This window comes from Nitrosopumilaceae archaeon AB1(1) (genome assembly GCA_033471095.1).
GTDB lineage: Archaea > Thermoproteota > Nitrososphaeria > Nitrososphaerales > Nitrosopumilaceae > Nitrosoabyssus > Nitrosoabyssus spongiisocia.
Map to the genome: position 1 here is coordinate 965697 of CP136752.1, position 19879 is coordinate 985575.

Here is a 19879-nt window from a genome sequence, read left to right on the forward strand (position 1 = left end):
CTAAATCTCGACTGCATTATTTACATGATTTTGTATCAAGAAACTTTGATGATTTGGATCATCTATGGAATAATTTTTTACATTTAATTCCATAATGCGTTCCTCTATGCATTCGTGTTTAACTAATCCATCCGATGACAATTTGACTAATTTCCATCTGTCCTTTCCTTTTTGTAATTTGCATATAGATACACCCCATTTTTCATCTGATTTTATTAGCGGCATTCCGACTACTTCGGCTATTGCCTCAATTCCAAGTTGTTTCTCTTCACAAAAAATCTTTTTGCATAAAGCACATCTCCAAATGTCTACTGATCCGATGGTTTTTTCCTCTATGTTTATGTTTGTCACACCAAAGTATGCAACTTTATGCTCACAATCTGTAGATTCCATCATTATTGATCAAAATTCATTGTTATTTAGTCCTTACACGTTCGTATGGTTTTTCTAATTCAACACCTATACTATCAACATTTTTGTTTTGTGTAAATTTTATTCCCTCTCTTTGACAATATCTTCTATACATATTCACTGCCGCGAATCTTGGATGCAATGCCTCGACTCTATCATTTGGCATATCTATCATTCCACCAAGATCTACAAGTCGTTTTGCTGATTCTCGAATTTGTTTCTCATCTTTATTTAAAATTTTAGTGATCTCAATAATATCTAATTGTCCTTTTTCTATTATACATAAAAATAAATCTACATCTATTTCTTTTAATTTTATTTCTGTAACCAAATGCTCTTTTGATCTAAATACTGTGTGCATAGATTTTAGAAATTTTCCTAATAAATTAATGTTACCCGAATATTTTTTTTGCTAATTTCCATGCAAATCCCATAGCTATAAAATGAACTGTCATACCAATTACGATTGATATTATTAATTCATTTGTTATATACCATGATGTAAAAAATACTCCTAATGATAATGATGCGATTATACCTGCAATAAGTATAGATTTCATTATAGTAACACGTATATTTTTAGACGAATCTTCCAAGTACTTTTTTTGTATATTTTTGGTTATAAAAATATGTATTATTATTTTTGAAATTATATTGATGATAATTTCAATTATAAATTTAAAATTCAATTTAATATAATCATATTGTTTATCTTTTCAATTTCTAATCTCAAAATAATATCTGTCAAAATTTGATTATATTGTCCCATTTGAGATTAAATCGTTAAAACCGGTGCTGTGAAGTTATCGAGGAATCGTGTAAAATTTAGATATAGGAACATATGTTAATATTAATATGTTAAACTTTATACCCATATTTTTTCAACAAAAACAAATACTCCTATGAGGTTATTCGAATATAGTCCATTTCTGTATCTTCACTACTACTTTGTAAAGTTTTGATTTTTATCTCAAAGTTATCATCAAGGTATCTTGAGATGTTTATAGATTCAGATTCCCAGACATCTGTATCTTGACTGTTATCTGCACCCCACTTTGCAATTTCAGTCCAACTTCCATTATACACCTCAATGGATAGGTATTCACCTCTATCCAATGAACTATCCACAAATTGTGACACCTCTAGAGTTGCAGATGAGAGAGAGGACAAGTCAATGGTCTCGCTAGTTAGGATGCATTTAATATCAGAGTTGTTTGCAGCAATAAAGCTAGTTTCACCTTTTGGTAAATCCTCACCCCAGGAAGAGACAACACTCCATCAATCATAACCGGATTTTGACCAATTGTCTAGATCATCAAAGTTGTCCTCAAATGATAAAGATGTTGGGGGTCTTATACAAAAGATACACATCTGCCCCGGTAGTATCATTTGGATCATCATTTACAATATTTTCAATATAATAGAGTCCAGACTCGAAAGTTCTTGTGCAAGCATCATTTCCATTTACAAAATGAAGAGTAGTAAAACTACCATTACTAGAGGGGTTTTCTATCTACTGCACACACCATTAAATCATAAACACCTGTTTCTCTGTCAGGATCATAAGGTGAATTGATATTAGTTATTTTTCCATATTAGAGTAAAAGTTGGAGGAGTAGATGCATAGGCCTTTGGTAGTATTGAATCCAAGAAAGATTGTTTTTCTAGATTTGAATCTTCAGTAGATGTTGAATTTGCAAGGAGTTCTTTGAGTCTAACAAGTACATCATGTATCACATCATCATCATCATATCCCATTTGTTCTATTTTTTCACTAATTCGTTCTATTTCTTCTCTAATTTGATCATCTGTTATTATCACAACTACAGAGTTATCTACCACTTTATTTGGATCTTCATCACGTGTAAAATGATTAGGATAACTACCTTGTGGAGGGGAATTTTGTCTTTGTGGAGGATATAATCTGTCAAAATCTTTTTTGAGTAGTGTTTCTTCTGCACCAATAACTAATCGAATTACAGTAAAAGAATCACCTCGATCGCGGTTAAGGATTTCAGCTTCGCCCTCTTTTACAGCTCTTATAGTCCAACACATGGTTAACGTTTCATTTGGTTGTAGATCATGTGGCATTGGTTCTGTGATAAAAAATCCACCATTATCAGATAATTGAATATTTGATGGGGGATTTAGAACTTCAAAGTGTTCACTTAAAGACATAACAGTAGCAAAATATGATGCTGGAAGAGTTGATCCTGAAGTATTATTAACAACTAAGACAATTTCAGTCGTTTCCCCTAATGCGGGGAGATTAGAAAGTGTGAGAGTTAAATCACCTGACCATATAGTATCAATTGAAGATGATGAAGTGATGGGTTCATTGTTAGATGTAACTGGAATACCTTCTGTCTCCACTCTATCACAGACAGAAATGAATTCTTCTAAAGCGATAACTGTAGTTACAGCAATTATAGCTAGTGCGATAACTGCAGTTACAGTGATTATAGCTAGTGCAATTATTGCAATGAATATTGGTTTATTTTTCAACAACATCATAATATGAAATTACTTTGTTATAAACAGAATCCAAAATATTTATAGTGAATAAACCCATCTCAATATTTATTTTTTTAAATTTAATTATTTTTTAAACTAATCATAAAATATTAATTAAAATACTATGAGCAATAATCAGGTTTTATAAGGATACTATTTACATTTAGTATATACAGATATTGTAAAATCACCAACATGTTGACCCGTTTCTAAACCAGCTCTAGAACCACTAACACCAATATTCTGTTTATAATTATTAAATTTATCATTACCACAATAAAAATAATTGGTAGATGGATTAATGTTTGACAATTTATCCAAGATCTCAGCATTTTCTCTGAATAGTAATTGCAGTAACAAACTCATAGGTTCATTAATTGATTTTATTTTCTCTAAATTTATAATCAAGTAAAAATTAATTTATAATCAACATGTTTTTCTTCTTTCATCTCTTTTAATTTTGTAATATAATTTCAGAGTATATTGTTGAAGATAAGAAACTCCATTTGAAACAAAAAAATGCACTAGGCGCATCTTCACAATATATAGAAAGAGATACCGAGGAAGACTTTACAAACGACTTGACGAATCTATTACTTCTCATCTCATAAACAGATTAGACGAATTGGAAGAATTTTCAAAAACTGTAAGATATGTAGAGATAGATTTAAAGATGGTAAAAAAAATGTGTGTGGTAGAATTGACACTTGTATGGATAAGGCTCAAATCTGATATATTAATCATTTTTTGAACGCCCAGAAAATAAAAAACGTTTCAAAATCTGCGTTGATTAAAAAAGGAATTAGGTAACATAGGCTAATGATGTGAATTCATAGATTTTGAAATTCATGGTTCAAAATTCCACCACTCTAACTGAACACCCTTGTGAAACCATACGAGTTTTGAAGAATCATCTATGATGATACATAATTATCCCTCGTTAGCTTCACAGAACCCTAAAACCATACATATATAAGGTATAGTACGGTACAATACGGTATGAGCGATGACACACGTCTAGATAGTCTTGAAGGTGTGGGTCCTGTTACAACACGTAAACTTGTTGATGCAGGTGTACATAATATCATGGATTTAATCGTACGAGGTCCTGTGGAATTGGCTGACATTACTGGTATGGAAAAAGATACNACTGAAAAAATAGTAAACAAGGCACGAAAACAACTGGTAGATGGTGGTTTGATTGAGAAAGATTTTGTTAGTGCAGCTGATATCTATAAACGTAGACAGACTATAGGAAAAATTACAACTGGAACTGAATGTTTGGATTCTCTTTTTGAAGGTGGAATTGAGACTCAGGCTTTGACTGAAGTTTATGGTGAATTTGGATGTGGTAAAACTCAATTATGTCATACAATGTGTGTAATGGTTCAAAAATCAATAGATGAAGGTGGATTGGATGGTGGTGTTTTATATATTGATACTGAAAATACATTTAGGCCAGAACGAATTGTATCTATAGCCAAGATCCATGGTATGGATCCTGAAAAAGTTTTAGATCGAATTGTTGTTGCACGTGCATACAATAGCTCACATCAAATATTGATTCTTGAGGAATCTAGTAAGTTAATTTCTGAAAGTGGTATAAAATTACTTGTTGTTGATTCTGCAGTTGGATTATTCCGTGCAGAGTATTTGGGAAGGGGCACTCTTTCTGTTCGTCAACAAAAACTTAATCACTTTGTACATCTTTTAACTAGAATTGCAGAGACTTACAACTGTGCTGCATTAGCAACAAATCAAGTGATGTCATCCCCTGACGTGTTCTTTGGAGATCCTATCAGACCTATAGGTGGAAATGTTATGGCTCATACAAGTACATACCGTGTTTATTTTAAAAAGGCTGGAAAAAAGAGAATTGCTCGAATGGTTGATAGTCCACATCATCCTGATGGAGAAGTTGTGTTTGCACTAGGTGAATGTGGAGTCATGGATCTGGATGATGGTACCAAGAAAAAAACTAAAATCACTAGTAAAAAAACACCTACTAATTCCGAGCCTGATGGTGCTACTGGTAACATGGATGTCTCTGACGACACTTTGAGCAAATCTGAATCATAAACTCTTAAAATAGGGTTTATAATGATTTTAATTTATGGCAACGAAAAAAACCTCTGGTCGTTCACATGGTTTTAGACATAAATCTAGATCTGTAATGACTAAAAATCATAATCGAGGGGTGTCTTTTCTATTACAGGAATATGCTCAAAATGATCGTGCATTGGTCATAATTGATCCTAGACAACATAAAGGATTACCACATAGACGTTATCATGGTAAAGTTGGTACTGTTATAACTGTGGGTAAAAAATCTCTTATTTTACATGTTAAATTGGGAAATAAAGTTAAAACTCTCATCACGCGATATGATCACGTAAAACCATTTGGTGTATAATTATGAAAGAAATAAAAAAGAAACAACCATTATCATATCCTGAAGTTAAGGCAATTCTTGAAGTAGATGATGTGGAATCTATGGATCAAATTCAACGTTGGACTTATGATTATATAAAAAAATTTGTTGATATGGATTCTAAAGAAGCTAAAAAAATGTGCGAGGATCTAGTAAAAGACTGTGATCTAACTGATGAAGAAGCTGTTGAATTAGTTAACATACGTCCAACTACACTTGCTGAATTACGTTCCTTTACATTTGGTTGGAAGAAATTAATTCTAGCTGAAACCCTTGAAAAAATCTTAACGATTCTTACCAAATAATTATAAAATTACTTATGATACATTCTTGTGATCGTAGTTGAATCGCCGTAAATCTCTGGGTCAGCATTTTCTCGTATCTAAGCAAATTGCCAAAAAGATAGTGGATGCTGCTAATTTATCAAAGCAAGATGATGTATTTGAGATAGGATCTGGGCGTGGTATATTGATACCATTTCTATGTAATGACGCTCAAACAGTTACATCTGTAGAAATCAATCCAAACTTGTATTCTGAAATAAAAAAACTAGAATCTGTTTATTCAAATCTAAAACTAATCTGTGGCGATGCTTTAGATTATGATAAGTCTTTTTCTGTATTAGTATCTAGTCTTCCGTATTCTCAAAGTAGGCATACAATAGAATGGCTGTTACAAAGAAAATTTCAACACGCTGTTCTAGTTGTACAAGAAGAATTTGCACAAAAGTTATTCTGTGCTGATAAAAAAACAGCGATTGGGGTTTTATCACAATATGCATTTGATATTACAAAGATTTGTGGATTAAAACGTAATGCGTTTTATCCACCACCCACAGTAGATTCTTGTATTATATTCATTAAACAAAGACATATCTTAACTGGCGATCTACTACAAAATGTTAATAAAATGTTTTCACAACGTCGTAAAACTCTTCATAATATTCTAAGCAATTTTGGTATACATGATATGTCCAAAAAACGATTAGACGATCTTCAAATTGGTGAGATTATTGAAATTGCCCAGCGCATCATCTGACATCTATCAACCCGCTGAAGATACTTTTCTCTTGGCCGATATGATTGTGGGAAGATCTGGAAACTACGCACTAGACATTGGTTGTGGCTCTGGATATCTTGCCAAAATACTTGAGAAATCTTTTGATGTAGTTGTGGGCACAGATTTATCTTTTAGGACACTGACTAATCAATCCTATAAAATTAATAATTCTGTGTGTTGTAATGCGTCTGATGCATTACTTATTCCATTTGATTTGATTGTGTGTAATATGCCCTATATTCCAAGTGATGAAATTTTAGATATAACTACAGATGGAGGTAAAGATGGTATACAAGTGCCTCTTGAAATTATTAAATCTGCAATTCCAAATATTGCGCCTGATGGCTCTTTTTTATTCCTTGTATCTAGTTTAACGAAATATTCTAGTTTGATTGATTTAGTAAACTCTGTGAATTTGAATATACAAATTATAGGTAAAAAAAAATTATTTTATGAAACTCTTCTTGTATTTGAGGTGACACATTCATCTGCGTAAGTTTTTTACTGATTGTTCCATTATGGCTGTGGACATTTGTGATGTTGTAGCATTACCGCCAATATCTTCTGTAATGATCTTTCCATCATTAATCACTTTACGTGTGGCTTCAAATATTGCATCTCTTATATCCTTCTCCCCTACGTACTGTGCCATCCATGCACCGGATAGTATTGTAGCTGTTGGATTTGCTTTATTTTGCCCTACAATTTGTGGAGCACTGCCATGAGCTGCCTCAAACATAGCAAATGAATCGCCTATATTCGCTGAATAAATTAATCCTATGGAGCCTATCAATCCTGATGCTAACTCTGAAATTATATCCATGAATAGATTTGTGCTTACTAGAACTGTTTTATCAAATTGCTTAGGATTAATTACCATCTGTTGTGCCATGTTATCAATATAGATTCCTCTTAAATTTAGTTTGAATTCTTTTGTTACATTTTCAGCTTCTCGCCAAAATATACCATCTGTTTTTTTTAGTATGTTTCTTTTTGTGATGACTACCATCTCTTTCATATTATTTTCCTTAGCCCATTTTGCAGCAGATCTAATTATTCTATTACTGCCTTTTTTTGTAATTTTTCTAATGGCGATAGCTGAATCTTCTGTCAATTCAACTTCCATTCCTGTGTATAGTCCCTCTGTAGCTTCTCTAAAACACACAAAATCTAATTTCTCTATATTGGATATTTTTTCATATGTTTCACAAGGTCTTATATTTGCATAGAGTTCAAATTTTTGTCGCAAAGTTACTGCCACACTTCTTGGGGCTTCTTTGATGGGTAGTGTAGTTGTAGGGGCCTTGAAACATGCATCGACACTCTTCAGCGTATCCATAGTTTTAGGTGGAATGTATGTTTCATCTTTTTTCTGATTCTTCTCCCACTGTTCAGATCCTGCTTCACAGAGTATGATTTCTGATTGTAAATTACATTCTCCGAGTATTTTGACTAGCCACTCTGTAAGTTCTGGACCAATTCCGTCCCCTCGTATAACCGCAATTTTTTTTGGCAATGTGTATACATTCTGATTTAGTTATTTAATCCAATGTGTAATGTATATCCTCTATGACACATTTTGACAAGTGAATTTATTTAGATACTTGGATTAGCATAGTCGTGCGGGGATCGCCTAGCCTGGTAGGGCGTGGGATTGCTAATTCCATGTCTTTTAGACACGGGGGTTCGAATCCCCCTCCCCGCGCTTTAATGATTATTGTACAGTTATTACTAATATTCTACAAATATTGAATATATTGAATTAAATTGTAATATGCGCTTTGTCTAATATTGAAAAAATATGATATTGGAATAATTGGTGGTGGTATACTTGGCGTTTGTATATCATACTGGATCTCTTTATTGTATGATGTACGTGTATGTGTACTTGAGAAAGAACCAGAGGTTGCAATGCATGCTAGTAGCAGAAATACTGGCGTTATTCATTCTCCATTTTATCTCAACCCTAGCACAAAAAAGATAATAGCGCGTTGCTCATATCTTTCTCAATCTATGTGGAGTATCTCTGCACAAAAATTTAATCTACCTTGGAATAAAATAGGAACTTTGGAAGTTGCCCTTGATGAAAATCAACACAGAACTCTTGAAAAATATCTAAAATGGGGAATTGAAAATGGAATGTCTGAATCTAATCTAACCTTACTTGATTCTAACGAAGTATTGAAAAAAGAATCAAACGTATCTTGTTATTCTGCCCTGCATTGTTCTACTGATGTTTCTGTATCCTATGATATTTTTACCAAAACTCTCTATAAATTATCTTCTTCTTTAGGAACAGATTTTTTACTATCTTCAAAAATCACACAAATTGATACCAAGAATGACACCAATATTATTAGTCTTGATAATGACGCTGAAATTCAAACTAATTTTCTAATAAACTGTGCTGGTGGTAATTCATTAGCAATTGCCAAAAAATTGGGTTTGGCCACTGACTACTCTGACCTTCATTTTCGAGGTGAATATTGGGTTGCTAAATCATCATATGCTGATACTGTTAAAACAAACATCTATTCTGTTGCTAGAAATCTAGAATTTCCGTTTCTTGATCCACACTGGATAAAACGTGTGGATGGAACCACTGAAATTGGTCCAAATGCTGTACCTGTGTCCTCACCGTTTGCATATGGCCCGTTTTATAATGAAGTGCCTGAAATTATTCATAAATTAGGAGAAATTCTAAGTGGTAGTTCTAGAAAATTATTACTAAACCCACAATTTCTATCAATGGTATCTAAAGAATTCAAGAGCTCTATTTCGAAAAAAAACATGGTACAACGAATAGCACAATTTATTCCAAAAATTGATCCTACATGGTTTGAACAACATGGTACAGCTGGCATCAGAACACCAGTAATATCACCTAATGGTAAATTTGTATCAGGCATACTAGAGATGAGTAATGATAATTCTTTTCACATCATTAATTACAACTCTCCTGGAGCTACAGGGGCACCTGTATATTCTGCAATTGTTGTTAAAAATTTACAAAAAATGGGCTACCTTGATAATTTAACTACTGCGAATAATCCTGACAACGTGTGGAATTTTGAATCAATAGATTAATTTAATATCTGACTATGTTTTTCAAAATTTATGCTTCCTGACAAATGTTCTGTAATTATTCATGATAAATTGTGTACAGAGGCACCACAATTTGTAATGTCCGTCCTATCTAATTCAGACGAATTTATGATTGGTTTGGTGTGCTCTAAACATCATACTAGTGTACTTCAAAAAATTAAAATATTACAACAACAAAATAAAATACCAAATGGGAAAATACTTTTCAATCCTATAAAATCTGTGGGAACTGATTGTATTCGTAGTGATCCTGACAGTCTCATTCAACTCGATTAAAAACCATTTATAGTATTGCTGCCATTATATCTACATGGAAGCTCCAGATGCTGTATGTGTAAAATGTCATGAAGCCGTTGATTTATGTAAATGTGTCTGTGATTTCTGTGGAGAGCGTGATGCTTGTGAATGTGCTTTGTTTGATGCGGCAACAGGCGGATAACCTCATAACTTTATAATCTAATAATTTGATCTGGCAGTATGGACATCTCTTGGTTAGTTGGTGGTCCTCAGGGCAGTGGAGTAGAGTCTGCAGCTAGTATATTTTCACGATTATACGCAAAGGTCGGTTTCAACATATTTGGGAAAAGAGAATTTTATTCTAATATCAAAGGCATGCATAGCTACTTTACAATACGAATCTCTGATGATACTATTCGTTCTAATACTAATGATATCGATATCATGGTTGCCTTTGATGCAGAAACTATATTCAGACATGCACATGAAATTGCTAAAAATGGTATATTAATTTATAACGCTGATGTTGCAGATACTAAAATTTCTGATACCAACATGAATGATGAATACTCTGATAGGCTACAAAAACATCTTGCATCTGAAAATTTAACACCTGACATATCTGGAATAATGAATCTGGCAAAACAAAATGGTGTATTGATACATTCTGTATCATTCAAAGAATTATTATCTGATTTATCTACAAAATTGAATAATCCTAGACTTTCTGGTATGGTTCGTATGTATAATGTAATTGCCGTATCTCTTTCATACGGATTGCTAAAAGGTAATTTGGATTTACTCGTTGAATCTATTGAACAAATATTTTCCAGCAAACCTAAAGTAGCACAACTTAACATAGATGTAGCAAAACATACTTTTGAAAAAATCCAACAACAACAAATTCCATTTAATATTGCTATTCCTAAAGTTGATCCTCCTATACATACAATGTTACTTCAAGGTCATTATGGGACTTCTATTGGTAAAATAATATCTGGCTGTAGATTTCAATCTTATTATCCAATAACGCCTGCATCTGATGAAAGTTCATTTCTCGAATCTCATAATCAATTTGATGTTGTAGATAGTCGTCCTGGATGTACAGTTGTGGTGCAGACTGAGGATGAGATATCTGCCCTTGGTATGGCAATTGGTAGTGCATTGACTGGGACACGCTCCTCCACTTGTACCTCTGGTCCAGGATTCTCCCTGATGGCCGAGATGTTGGGTTGGGCAGGAATAAACGAAGTGCCTATTGTGGTGACTCTGTATCAGAGAAGCGGCCCCTCTACCGGACTTCCAACTAGACATGGTCAAGATGATCTCTTGTTTGCAATATATGCCGGACACGGAGAGTTTTTACGAATTGTATATGCTTCTGGTGATATTGAAGAGAGCTTTTATGATACATGCAAATGTTTCAACATGTCTGACATCTATCAAGTTCCAGTTATACATATGATGGACAAATTTCTTGCCAGTACTGTTGCAACTTGTCCTCGGTTTGATACAGATTCTGTACAGATTGATCGTGGAAAGTTGTTAGAGAGAGGAGTAGAAAATTATAAAAGATTTGCGTTAACTCCTGATGGAATATCACCTAGATCTAAATTGGGTCTTGAAGATGGTATATTTTGGAACACTGGGGATGAATCTGATCAAACAGGTCATGTCACAGAGGATCCTGTATTGCGTGACACTATGATGGACAAACGATTATTCAAAAGTAAATATATTCTAGACACTCTTACAGATGATGATAAAGCAATATCTTTTGGAGTATCACAGTATACCATAATAAGTTGGGGTTCTTGTAAAGGTCCAATTTTAGATGCAATACAGATGTTAAAACGTGATGGTATCGATGTTGGATTTGTTCAGGTGAAATTACTGCAACCATTCCCTGCAGATTTAATACGACGTCTACTTGATTTAGCAGAAATTGTCATAGATGTAGAGGCAAATCATACTGCACAATTGGGACAATTACTACAAACACACACGGGGCGTAATCCGGATAATTACATCTTGAAATACTCTGGTCGAGTGATGACTTGTACTGAATTGTATCATACCGTAAAGAAAATAACACAGGGTTTGGCAAAAAAACGTGAGGTATTAACATATGGCGTCTAGCATATCTGATTTTAAAACTAATGTGCATAATGATTGGTGTCCGGGCTGTGGTGACTTTGGAATCGTGAACGCAATTCAAATGGCACTATATGAGATGAACATACCACGACACATGTCGGCAATATTTTCAGGAATTGGATGTTCAGGTAAGACAGTACACCAGATAAATGTAAATGGTATTCATACGTTACATGGTAGAGTATTAACATTTGCTCAAGGTGCAAAACTTGCAAATCCTGCTCTTACAGTTTTAGCCGTTGGTGGTGACGGTGACGGTCTTGGCATCGGTGCTGGACATTTTGTTGCAGCTGGGAGGAAAAATGTAGACATGACATACATCATATTTGATAATGGTGTGTATGGCTTAACTAAAGGCCAGGCATCACCTACTTTAAAACTTGGTGAAAAGACAAAGTCACTTGTATCACCCAACGTAAATTATCATGTAAATCCTATAGGGTTGGCACTTACTAGTGGATTTACATTTGTTGGTCGTGGGTATTCGTATGATGTTAAACACCTGAAGAAATTAATCATTCAGGCCGTTCAACACAAGGGCCTTGCATTTCTAGATGTCCTGCAACCATGTCCTACGTATAATGATATCAATACACGTGATTGGTATGCAGGTATTACTCAAGATGCACAAGAGAGACATTCAAAAATTTACAAATTAGATGATGAATCAAATTTTGATCCTGTTGTGCACTATAGTTCTATTGATGAAATCAATTCCAAAATTAATCAGGCCATGGGAAAATCATTAGAGTGGTATGACAAAATACCAATTGGCGTATTTTATAAAAATGAACTAGTTACCCCGTTTGGGTGGCGAATAACTGATACTATTCCAAATTATAAAGAAAACCCACCTGCTAATCAAAAAATATCTAAATCCAAAAAACCTTTGACAAAAATCAATCACATACTAGATTCATTTGAAATTTAATCCTACTATTCATGAATTAACTCCTTCTTTAGTTTCCACCTTCCATTTTCCATCGATATTTGTAAATTCTTTAGAATCTGTATGTATTGTGTGTAATACCCATCTGGATTTTTCACTATCAAATTTGTAAATCCCCTGTGTTATACCTGTAGTTATTTTTGCCGAATCTATGTGATACTTTAGTAATTCTAATACCGTCTCTATTTTTTCTACCGCATTATTATATAGATGCCCCTCTTTTGTATCTAGAATAAATTTTATTGCAGGCAGTACAGTAAAATTAATGACGATTTTCATTCTTTTTCTATCTCCTCGACGTCGTTTCATCTCCTTGAAAAGAAATTTTATTCTCTCCCATCTTTTAAACTCGAACCATTTAAAAAAATCGTCATTAAATTGTACTGGTAATGTTATATTTATCATGGTTACAAAATTGGATTCTTCATCAAATTCAATCTCTTTTTGTATTACTTTGAATCTGGCACTAATACTTTCATACAAGACTTCTATCTCCCACGGCGAGGCCCCGTAATATTGTATGTTACACTCTAGTGTTTCAGTCATGTATTATTAATGATAGACATATAATTTAAGATAAACACTATTGTACTTTGTGAATGATTTATTCTTTCTTTCTTTTCTCTAGAGCAACTAATCGCGCTTGGATCTCCGTTAGTATTTCTTTGGCTTTATCTTTATGCTCATCAAATCCACCATCGTCCAACAAAGCACCAATTTCATATCCCTTGTCTATTAGAATTTTTGCTACATGATCATCCATGGTGTCTTTGCCAATCAAATAATATGCAAAGACTGTACTCTTTTGTCCTATACGATGTAATCTATCTTCTGCCTGAAGATGTATCGCCGGACTCCAGTCCAACTCTGCAAATATTACATATTTTGCATTATTCAAATTAATACCAACATTGCCTGCCCTGAGTCCTGCAATCATAAGACGTGTTTTTCCTTCTTGGAATCGTTTTATTCCTTCATTACGTTCATTATCTGTTTGACCTCCAATAATTGATGATGGCTCAAACTCTGCTAGTTTTTCATGTAAAATTTTATGTATGGCTCGATGATGACAAAACACAACAATACTTTCATCAATTTCCATCATATTTTTCACAAAGTTTGTTACAAATGGCACCTTTGCCATTCCAGCTATGAGACGTTCACTCTGCATGGCTCTTTGATATGATGAAGCTCTGTCGAATTCTGTCTCTGCGGCTTTCTGCTCCTCTTCTAGTTTTTTCCAAACCTTTGAGAGTTGTGTGAAATAATAGTCATCATCTGACTCTACAATTTCTTTATAGCGTACTTTTTCTTTCAATTCCTTCAATACATCTGATTTTCTGCGTCTGAGCATCACATGCTTTTCTAATTCATTTCGTAATAGATCTCGTTTATTCTCTAATACCATGGTTTTACCCTTTTCATTCACATAACAGAAATATTCACAAAATTCTTCAAAATTGCCCAACAGTCCTGGACGTAGTATATCCACAATTGGCCAAATCTCTGATCCTCTGTTGTAAATTGGTGTACCGGATAGACCAATTCTGTGTTGTACAGATTCTAACGCAGCAAAATCTTTAACACCTGCATATTTTTTTGTGGATTTTGAACGCAAGTTTTGAACTTCATCACACACTATTGTCTTTATGTTTCTTTTTGCAAGATCGCCTTTTCTCTTGTGTAATAATTCATAATTAATTATGTAGATATCATGCGGCTTTAGATCTTCTGCTTTACCTTTACGAATTATCATTGATGAAGGTGTTTTATTATCTACTAGTTTACCTCGTAATCCTCTTTTTTTCAAAAATTTCTCGATTTCGTATTGCCAATTACTTAGTGTAACTAGTGGAGCGATAACTACTACCGGAAATGCGTGTTCTTCTTTGGATAGGTATGCAAGTGTTTGTACTGTTTTACCCAAACCCATTTCATCAGCTGATAGTGCATTACCAGATGATTTTATTAAAAAATCCAAACCTTCTTTTTGGAAATTGAGTAATTTACCTTTGAATTGTTTTCCTGGTTTTACTCTTTTTAATTTTTCAGTCTTTGCCTTTACTGGTTTTGATTGTATGATCTTGACAGTTTTTTTATTCCAAGCTGTCTTTGATATGATTTGAAGTGGATATCTTTCTGTTATCCATTGAATCTGTTGGATATTTTTAGTGCTATCTGGAACTATTGCCTCATCTGTGTTGTCCCCATACCATGACTCTGATACCAATCTTGATACAACATCTACAGCTTTGGAGCCCGTAATTTTCCAACTCCATGTCTTAGAGTATTTGTCTTTCACGTATTCTAAAGTTCCAAATCCTTTCATTTTTTATCTATTATTTTACTCCTCATGTGTTGTTTCTTTATTAATCTTGATATTATTAGAGGTCATAATTGGTCAAATATTGACCAATTTCATATTTTTATAAATTTTTGTCTAGTTTGATACAACTCTGATATATTACACTTTATATAAGTAATAATTTCGTATTGTTGTGACAATTTCCAACAATTTCTTAAAATCATTTCTTGATGAGGTTCAGTCTAATACTGTATACACTTTGCAATTGGACAAATCCTACACATTGAATGATACATCAATTGATGGTGTGATAATTCAGGGAACAACAAATAATGTTGGAATTGTGCAAAAATTATCTTCATATATGTTGGGCCCAAACACTGATTTTACACCAATTCAAATTGATATACAAAACCCACACTATACACTCTCTGCACATCTTGTAAGTTCTGCTACCATATCTGATATCATTCATTTAAAATTAGAAATTATTAAAATCCAAAAACTCTAACTTTCATTCATAGAATCATATATTTTCTTTGTCTTTGCATCTGACAAAATTTCATACGCCTCGTTAATCTCTGACATTATTTTTTCTGATTCTTCATCTTTATTTTTATCTGGATGTGATTGTTTTGCTAATTTTCTATATTTTTCTTTAATCTCTTTTTGTGTAGCATTTCTATCTAATCCAAGTGTATCATAATAATTAATATTCATCTGTATATTTTTTTTCGTCTTTTCTTTCTTTGCTGTGTTCTCACCCAACTCTTTATAATCCTCTGACCAATCTGAATGATATTTTTCTTGATCTCGGTTTTGTTTAGAAACCACATCTGCATAATCATAATTGGTTTTTTTTCTGAAAATTGTATCTCTTGCCAAATATATGAAAATTCCTACAACTACTATTGTTGATACCCCAAACAAAATAATAGAATCATTTTGTGATAATGTGATTGTATTATCTGTACTCTCTTGTGCAGATACTATAGATGATACACCAAGTATGACTCCAACTGTGATTAATAAAATAATTATTGGAAATTGTATCCGACTAAACTGTCTCATTTTCTAAATATGCTAGTTTGACTAAATTTATGTTTTTAATATTTAATGGCTAAAATGCTGTTACATCTCCTGGAGATGGTCCAGACCCACGGTTATCAGAACTGTGTTCCTTTTTGTGATGTATTCGTAATTTATCAAAGTCATCAAACATATCATGACAAATGTAGCATTTTGGTTTATCTTCATCTACAAGTGGCATGACCATGATTTCTCTACTGTTGAATTATAATTAATTCTTTACGTTTGTAGAATTTTCCTATTATAAACCACGAAACACTCCATCACAATTTGTATAATCTATATAATGTAAACGACGATAAAATTGTGTGTTAGAAAATCTTATCAAAGACTCCCAAGTTCTTGAAAAAGCAATGCATGGAGATGAACTCTCATTCAAGGATGGTGTTGAACTACTGCACAATGATGATATTCATCTTGTTGGAGCAACTGCTGATCGTGTACGTAAACATCTTGTTGGAGATAAAATATCATTTGTATCATCTTATTATCTAAATTATACCAATGTATGTGCTGCAAGCTGTCAAATGTGTGCATTTTACAGAAAAAAAGATCAAGATGGTGCATATACTTTAACGATAAATCAAATTCGAGAACGTGTAACTTTGGCAAAAAATATGGGCGCCACAGAGTTGCATATTGTGGGAGGATTTCATCCTGATTCTTGGATTAGATTATTATGAAGACATGATGCGTTTTATAAAAAAAGATAATTCTAATCTCTCAATCAAAGCTTTCACAGCAGCTGAAATTTTTTACATATCAAAGCACACAAAAAATTCTGTGCGTGAAGTACTAACAAGATTAAAGAAAGCAGGTCTTGACTCATTACCTGGCGGTGGAGCTGAACTATTTCATCCTGACATTCGTGATAAAATCACTTTGGGTAAATGTAGTGGACAACAATGGCTCGATACCATTTATGAGGCCCATACTCTTGGGATTAAGAGTAATGCTACCATGTTGTATGGACACATCGAGAAACCTGAACATATAGTGGATCATCTTGTAAAGTTGCGTGATTTGCAAAAAAAGACTGGTGGTTTTATAACGTTTATACCATTAAAATTTAGTCTTGATAATACAAAATTGGAACAAGATGGACTAGTCTCTCATGAATGCTCTTCAATATATGATTTAAAAATTATTGCATTGTCTAGAATGATGTTGGCAAATTCAATTAATAATATTTCAGTATATTGGATAGCTTTGGGCAAGAGACTTGCACAAATTGCACTAACACATGGTGGAAGTAATCTAGTGGGCACTGCATTCTCTGAAGAGATTTACAAAGCAACAGGCAAAAACACAACCTCATCTCTTAATGATTTAGCACATATGTCACACGAAATTAATAGAATTCCTGTACAACGTGATACGTTTTATAATGAAATTAAGACGTTTTAGATACTGTCTTTTTTGTAATATTTGGATCACCTTTTCTTTTCACTACTCCAAAACTAACTAACACTAGTAGAAAACCAATACCTGAAAGAATACTGGCCAAAGTCTGTATATTTTGATTATCAATTTGTGCAAAATACAACTGTTGAACCTCTTCATCTGTCATGTTGGTACTGCCTATTGGGGACATTGAATTATTATACATCAATATGCTCATGCCCACAACCATCATTACAATTCCACTGACCAATATGCGCTTATCAACTAAGATCATAATTCCATTACACTACTACTGAATATACGTTTTAGGTTTGGATATATTTATATCACATTTAGGAATTAAATTTTTACTCGCTGCCCTATCGAAGAATTCTCTTATACAATCTTCACCCGGCTTGCCCATATCCACAGTATACTTGTTTACATACATCTTTACAAATTTAGCAATCAAATCTCTTGGTCTGTCTCTAGAATATTTCATGGCATAATCTAGTGTTTCTTCAAAATTATCCAATCCGAATTTTATAGATTCGTGTAGGTATTCATCAAATTTTGATATTATTTCATTTCCTAATGATGATTTTATAACATTAATGCCTAGTGGCACTGGCAGCCCTCCTGTCTCTTTACTCCACCATTCTCCAAAATCTAAAATCTTTACTATATCCTCGTGTACATATGCAAGTTGAGATTCATGTATCACTATACCTGCATCTACCTTGCCTTTCTTTACAGCTCGTGGTATGTCGCTGAAATTCATTTCTGTATAATTGAATTTTCCCAACATTAATTGAGCCAGTAAATATGCTGATGTCATTGTTCCCGGTATTGCTATATTTTTTATATTCTCCAAAGGTAGTTAACTCTTTGCAGTAAGTATTGGACCATAATTTATTCCAAAACTTCCACCACTTCGTAACATTGTATAATTTGGCATGTAGGCACATGCGTGTACGGATACTGCTGTGACATCTAGATCTGGACTCTTTGCTCGTTTGTTTAGATTTTCAATATCCATTACTACATGTTCTATATCAAATCCGTGTGATGGTATCTTTCCCTCTAGCATTGCATAAAACATAAACGCATCGTCTGAGTCTGGGGTGTGTCCAACGGAAATTTTCAACAATTAAAATTATTATTCAGAGTATAAATATTAAAGTCATTAATCATTTCATCCAAATCTTATGGTAAAGGAATCTGTGTAAATCCATATTCTTTGCAACTAGAATAATGATTCTTAATTTCCTTCTCCCAGCCCTTGTGTGTGTCTATTCTAATTAGTGATTCTTTCAATTTTTGAATTTGTTTTTTATATGAATAATTACGCTCAATTAATTTCTCTAGATACTCTTTATTTGGTAATGAGTCTCTCTTTTTACAGTTACATTTCTGGCAGGATATGACTAAATTCCATGCATCATCTTCAAATATGTATGACCATGGTATAAAATGATCAACATGTTTTTGAAAACCACTAATCATATCTTTACAGTAAAAACAATGATCAAAATCTTTGAAAATTTTAATATATTTACGTAATCCGGTACGTTTCTTCTCCGATGTATCAATCTTGGCAATTAATCTTGGCAGTGTATTTGTTTTCTCTAAAAATTTTGCCCATTCTAATGTAATTGTATTTATTAAAAACATTTGATTTTTATTTAAAAAATCAAGAGCTGAAAATTTTAATTCTATCTGTTTTTTTTCAGGATTATTGATATAAAATAACTCTTTTTGTATTCCTATGCCTCCTTGCATAATATTTTGAAAACGTGGAACCACCTCTGGTGATTTTATAAATACTTCGTCACGAATTTTATCTTTTGCTAATTTTAATTTATTATTATTTTTTGGATCTTTTTTCAAATCACCAAGTGTTCCTGATTGGTACTCATTACCGAATACCTCTCTTATTATACTAATCACTCTTGGAATCTTCTTTGGATCAAAATTCTGAACTATTCTATATTTGCATTCTTGATGCCAATAATATTTTAAAAAATTTTCGGCTAAATCATCATATGATATATTTATGCTATCTTGACTGCTAATTTTCTCCTGAATGGTGTCTGAATGTGTTCTTTGAATATGATCCAATATGCAACGTGCAAGAGCGAATTTGTAGGTATTTGCCTTACGCCCCCTGCTTAATATTGACACAAACGTCTTTCTGAGCTCTTGTTCATCATTCATGACATAATTTTAAGATTATTTT

General features: G+C 33.1%; 27 protein-coding genes, 1 tRNA gene and 1 pseudogene. 14 read left to right on the forward strand and 15 right to left on the reverse strand.

What is annotated here, in order from left to right:
* The 7 genes from R1F52_05700 to R1F52_05730 all read right to left on the reverse strand — a co-directional run bounded on the left by R1F52_05700 (position 1) and on the right by R1F52_05730 (position 3285).
* Positions 1-396, reverse strand: a complete 396-nt coding sequence (locus tag R1F52_05700) for a hypothetical protein (protein WOV92606.1) — start codon at positions 394-396, stop codon at positions 1-3.
* Between the two features lie 19 nt (positions 397-415).
* Positions 416-772: a hypothetical protein gene (locus R1F52_05705; protein WOV92607.1), complete on the reverse strand. Its 357-nt coding sequence runs from the start codon at positions 770-772 to the stop codon at positions 416-418.
* A 31-nt stretch (positions 773-803) separates the two neighbouring features.
* Entirely contained in the window at positions 804-1007 is a 204-nt protein-coding gene (locus R1F52_05710) for a hypothetical protein (protein WOV92608.1), read from the reverse strand.
* A gap of 304 nt (positions 1008-1311) precedes the next feature.
* Complete coding sequence (locus tag R1F52_05715; protein ID WOV92609.1) at positions 1312-1539, reverse strand: hypothetical protein; 228 nt, start codon at positions 1537-1539, stop codon at positions 1312-1314.
* A gap of 150 nt (positions 1540-1689) precedes the next feature.
* Complete coding sequence (locus tag R1F52_05720; protein WOV92610.1) at positions 1690-1812, reverse strand: hypothetical protein; 123 nt, start codon at positions 1810-1812, stop codon at positions 1690-1692.
* Positions 1813-1989: 177 nt separating this feature from the next.
* Complete coding sequence (locus R1F52_05725; protein ID WOV92611.1) at positions 1990-2916, reverse strand: hypothetical protein; 927 nt, start codon at positions 2914-2916, stop codon at positions 1990-1992.
* A 162-nt stretch (positions 2917-3078) separates the two neighbouring features.
* Entirely contained in the window at positions 3079-3285 is a 207-nt protein-coding gene (locus tag R1F52_05730) for a hypothetical protein (protein ID WOV92612.1), read from the reverse strand.
* Positions 3286-3924: 639 nt separating this feature from the next.
* Here R1F52_05730 and radA point away from each other — a divergent pair.
* The 5 genes from radA to R1F52_05755 are packed head-to-tail and all read left to right on the forward strand — an operon-like array spanning position 3925 to position 6911.
* Positions 3925-5004 carry a DNA repair and recombination protein RadA gene (gene radA / locus R1F52_05735; protein WOV92613.1) on the forward strand — a complete coding sequence of 360 codons (1080 nt, stop codon included), beginning with the start codon at positions 3925-3927 and terminating at the stop codon, positions 5002-5004.
* Positions 5005-5038: 34 nt separating this feature from the next.
* Positions 5039-5338 carry a 50S ribosomal protein L21 gene (locus R1F52_05740; GenBank protein ID WOV92614.1) on the forward strand — a complete coding sequence of 100 codons (300 nt, stop codon included), beginning with the start codon at positions 5039-5041 and terminating at the stop codon, positions 5336-5338.
* Positions 5339-5340: 2 nt separating this feature from the next.
* On the forward strand, positions 5341-5661 hold the full coding sequence (locus tag R1F52_05745) for an RNA polymerase Rpb4 (GenBank protein ID WOV92615.1): 321 nt from the start codon (positions 5341-5343) through the stop codon (positions 5659-5661).
* Between the two features lie 37 nt (positions 5662-5698).
* Positions 5699-6394, forward strand: coding sequence for an rRNA adenine N-6-methyltransferase family protein (locus R1F52_05750; protein WOV92616.1), 696 nt, complete (start codon positions 5699-5701; stop codon positions 6392-6394).
* Positions 6360-6911 (forward strand): methyltransferase domain-containing protein, encoded by a 552-nt coding sequence (locus tag R1F52_05755; GenBank protein ID WOV92617.1) that lies wholly within the window; start codon positions 6360-6362, stop codon positions 6909-6911. Before R1F52_05750 ends, R1F52_05755 begins: the two co-directional genes overlap by 35 nt.
* On the opposite strand, the gene R1F52_05760 is transcribed toward R1F52_05755, so the two are convergent.
* Entirely contained in the window at positions 6900-7931 is a 1032-nt protein-coding gene (locus R1F52_05760; protein WOV92618.1) for an isocitrate/isopropylmalate family dehydrogenase, read from the reverse strand. The genes R1F52_05755 and R1F52_05760 overlap by 12 nt on opposite strands.
* Positions 7932-8037: 106 nt before the next feature.
* Here R1F52_05760 and R1F52_05765 point away from each other — a divergent pair.
* The 6 genes from R1F52_05765 (at position 8038) to R1F52_05790 (ending at position 12845) form a co-directional block, all read left to right on the forward strand.
* A tRNA-Ser gene (locus tag R1F52_05765) sits at positions 8038-8120 on the forward strand.
* Positions 8121-8206: 86 nt separating this feature from the next.
* Positions 8207-9502, forward strand: a complete 1296-nt coding sequence (locus R1F52_05770; GenBank protein WOV92619.1) for an FAD-dependent oxidoreductase — start codon at positions 8207-8209, stop codon at positions 9500-9502.
* A 30-nt stretch (positions 9503-9532) separates the two neighbouring features.
* Positions 9533-9796 (forward strand): hypothetical protein, encoded by a 264-nt coding sequence (locus R1F52_05775; protein ID WOV92620.1) that lies wholly within the window; start codon positions 9533-9535, stop codon positions 9794-9796.
* A 34-nt stretch (positions 9797-9830) separates the two neighbouring features.
* Positions 9831-9959 (forward strand): hypothetical protein, encoded by a 129-nt coding sequence (locus R1F52_05780; protein ID WOV92621.1) that lies wholly within the window; start codon positions 9831-9833, stop codon positions 9957-9959.
* A 38-nt stretch (positions 9960-9997) separates the two neighbouring features.
* Positions 9998-11896, forward strand: coding sequence for a 2-oxoacid:ferredoxin oxidoreductase subunit alpha (locus tag R1F52_05785; GenBank protein ID WOV92622.1), 1899 nt, complete (start codon positions 9998-10000; stop codon positions 11894-11896).
* A complete protein-coding gene (locus R1F52_05790) occupies positions 11886-12845 on the forward strand; it encodes a 2-oxoacid:ferredoxin oxidoreductase subunit beta (protein ID WOV92623.1) in 960 nt (319 codons plus the stop codon). The genes R1F52_05785 and R1F52_05790 overlap by 11 nt, the downstream gene beginning before the upstream one ends.
* 9 nt (positions 12846-12854) lie before the next feature.
* Here R1F52_05790 and R1F52_05795 read toward each other — a convergent pair whose 3' ends face one another.
* Both R1F52_05795 and R1F52_05800 read right to left on the reverse strand, forming a co-directional pair.
* Positions 12855-13409 carry a hypothetical protein gene (locus R1F52_05795; GenBank protein WOV92624.1) on the reverse strand — a complete coding sequence of 185 codons (555 nt, stop codon included), beginning with the start codon at positions 13407-13409 and terminating at the stop codon, positions 12855-12857.
* Positions 13410-13467: 58 nt separating this feature from the next.
* Positions 13468-15192, reverse strand: a complete 1725-nt coding sequence (locus tag R1F52_05800) for a DEAD/DEAH box helicase (GenBank protein ID WOV92625.1) — start codon at positions 15190-15192, stop codon at positions 13468-13470.
* Between the two features lie 169 nt (positions 15193-15361).
* Between R1F52_05800 and R1F52_05805 the strand changes: the two genes are divergently transcribed.
* Positions 15362-15679, forward strand: coding sequence for a hypothetical protein (locus R1F52_05805; protein WOV92626.1), 318 nt, complete (start codon positions 15362-15364; stop codon positions 15677-15679).
* On the opposite strand, the gene R1F52_05810 is transcribed toward R1F52_05805, so the two are convergent.
* Entirely contained in the window at positions 15676-16239 is a 564-nt protein-coding gene (locus R1F52_05810) for a DnaJ domain-containing protein (GenBank protein WOV92627.1), read from the reverse strand. The two genes, R1F52_05805 and R1F52_05810, sit on opposite strands and share 4 nt — an antisense overlap.
* Positions 16240-16288: 49 nt before the next feature.
* A complete protein-coding gene (locus R1F52_05815; protein ID WOV92628.1) occupies positions 16289-16438 on the reverse strand; it encodes a hypothetical protein in 150 nt (49 codons plus the stop codon).
* Positions 16439-16565: 127 nt separating this feature from the next.
* Between R1F52_05815 and R1F52_05820 the strand changes: the two genes are divergently transcribed.
* Together R1F52_05820 and R1F52_05825 are read left to right on the forward strand one after the other, a co-directional pair.
* Positions 16566-16940 carry a hypothetical protein gene (locus R1F52_05820; protein WOV92629.1) on the forward strand — a complete coding sequence of 125 codons (375 nt, stop codon included), beginning with the start codon at positions 16566-16568 and terminating at the stop codon, positions 16938-16940.
* Between the two features lie 4 nt (positions 16941-16944).
* Positions 16945-17664 carry a hypothetical protein gene (locus tag R1F52_05825; GenBank protein WOV92630.1) on the forward strand — a complete coding sequence of 240 codons (720 nt, stop codon included), beginning with the start codon at positions 16945-16947 and terminating at the stop codon, positions 17662-17664.
* Here the strand turns inward: R1F52_05825 and R1F52_05830 are convergent.
* The 3 genes and pseudogenes from R1F52_05830 to R1F52_05840 all read right to left on the reverse strand — a co-directional run bounded on the left by R1F52_05830 (position 17651) and on the right by R1F52_05840 (position 19857).
* Positions 17651-17935 (reverse strand): hypothetical protein, encoded by a 285-nt coding sequence (locus R1F52_05830; protein WOV92631.1) that lies wholly within the window; start codon positions 17933-17935, stop codon positions 17651-17653. The genes R1F52_05825 and R1F52_05830 overlap by 14 nt on opposite strands.
* A gap of 15 nt (positions 17936-17950) precedes the next feature.
* A pseudogene (locus tag R1F52_05835) lies at positions 17951-18790 on the reverse strand (MqnA/MqnD/SBP family protein).
* Positions 18791-18846: 56 nt separating this feature from the next.
* Positions 18847-19857 carry an HNH endonuclease signature motif containing protein gene (locus R1F52_05840; GenBank protein ID WOV92632.1) on the reverse strand — a complete coding sequence of 337 codons (1011 nt, stop codon included), beginning with the start codon at positions 19855-19857 and terminating at the stop codon, positions 18847-18849.
* Between the last annotated feature and the right edge of the window lie 22 nt (positions 19858-19879).

Excerpts from the sequence above, each read along its gene's own strand:
- R1F52_05815 (WOV92628.1), bottom strand. The coding sequence starts at position 16,438 with ATGCCACTTGTAGATGAAGATAAACCAAAATGCTACATTTGTCATGAT.
- R1F52_05840 (WOV92632.1), bottom strand. The coding sequence starts at position 19,857 with ATGAATGATGAACAAGAGCTCAGAAAGACGTTTGTGTCAATATTAAGC.
- R1F52_05775 (WOV92620.1), top strand. The coding sequence starts at position 9,533 with ATGCTTCCTGACAAATGTTCTGTAATTATTCATGATAAATTGTGTACA.
- R1F52_05800 (WOV92625.1), bottom strand. The coding sequence starts at position 15,192 with ATGAAAGGATTTGGAACTTTAGAATACGTGAAAGACAAATACTCTAAG.
- R1F52_05825 (WOV92630.1), top strand. The coding sequence starts at position 16,945 with ATGATGCGTTTTATAAAAAAAGATAATTCTAATCTCTCAATCAAAGCT.
- R1F52_05790 (WOV92623.1), top strand. The coding sequence starts at position 11,886 with ATGGCGTCTAGCATATCTGATTTTAAAACTAATGTGCATAATGATTGG.
- R1F52_05780 (WOV92621.1), top strand. The coding sequence starts at position 9,831 with ATGGAAGCTCCAGATGCTGTATGTGTAAAATGTCATGAAGCCGTTGAT.
- R1F52_05740 (WOV92614.1), top strand. The coding sequence starts at position 5,039 with ATGGCAACGAAAAAAACCTCTGGTCGTTCACATGGTTTTAGACATAAA.
- R1F52_05810 (WOV92627.1), bottom strand. The coding sequence starts at position 16,239 with ATGAGACAGTTTAGTCGGATACAATTTCCAATAATTATTTTATTAATC.
- R1F52_05720 (WOV92610.1), bottom strand. The coding sequence starts at position 1,812 with ATGATGATCCAAATGATACTACCGGGGCAGATGTGTATCTTTTGTATA.
- R1F52_05795 (WOV92624.1), bottom strand. The coding sequence starts at position 13,409 with ATGACTGAAACACTAGAGTGTAACATACAATATTACGGGGCCTCGCCG.
- R1F52_05700 (WOV92606.1), bottom strand. The coding sequence starts at position 396 with ATGATGGAATCTACAGATTGTGAGCATAAAGTTGCATACTTTGGTGTG.
- R1F52_05830 (WOV92631.1), bottom strand. The coding sequence starts at position 17,935 with ATGATCTTAGTTGATAAGCGCATATTGGTCAGTGGAATTGTAATGATG.
- R1F52_05785 (WOV92622.1), top strand. The coding sequence starts at position 9,998 with ATGGACATCTCTTGGTTAGTTGGTGGTCCTCAGGGCAGTGGAGTAGAG.
- R1F52_05745 (WOV92615.1), top strand. The coding sequence starts at position 5,341 with ATGAAAGAAATAAAAAAGAAACAACCATTATCATATCCTGAAGTTAAG.
- R1F52_05705 (WOV92607.1), bottom strand. The coding sequence starts at position 772 with ATGCACACAGTATTTAGATCAAAAGAGCATTTGGTTACAGAAATAAAA.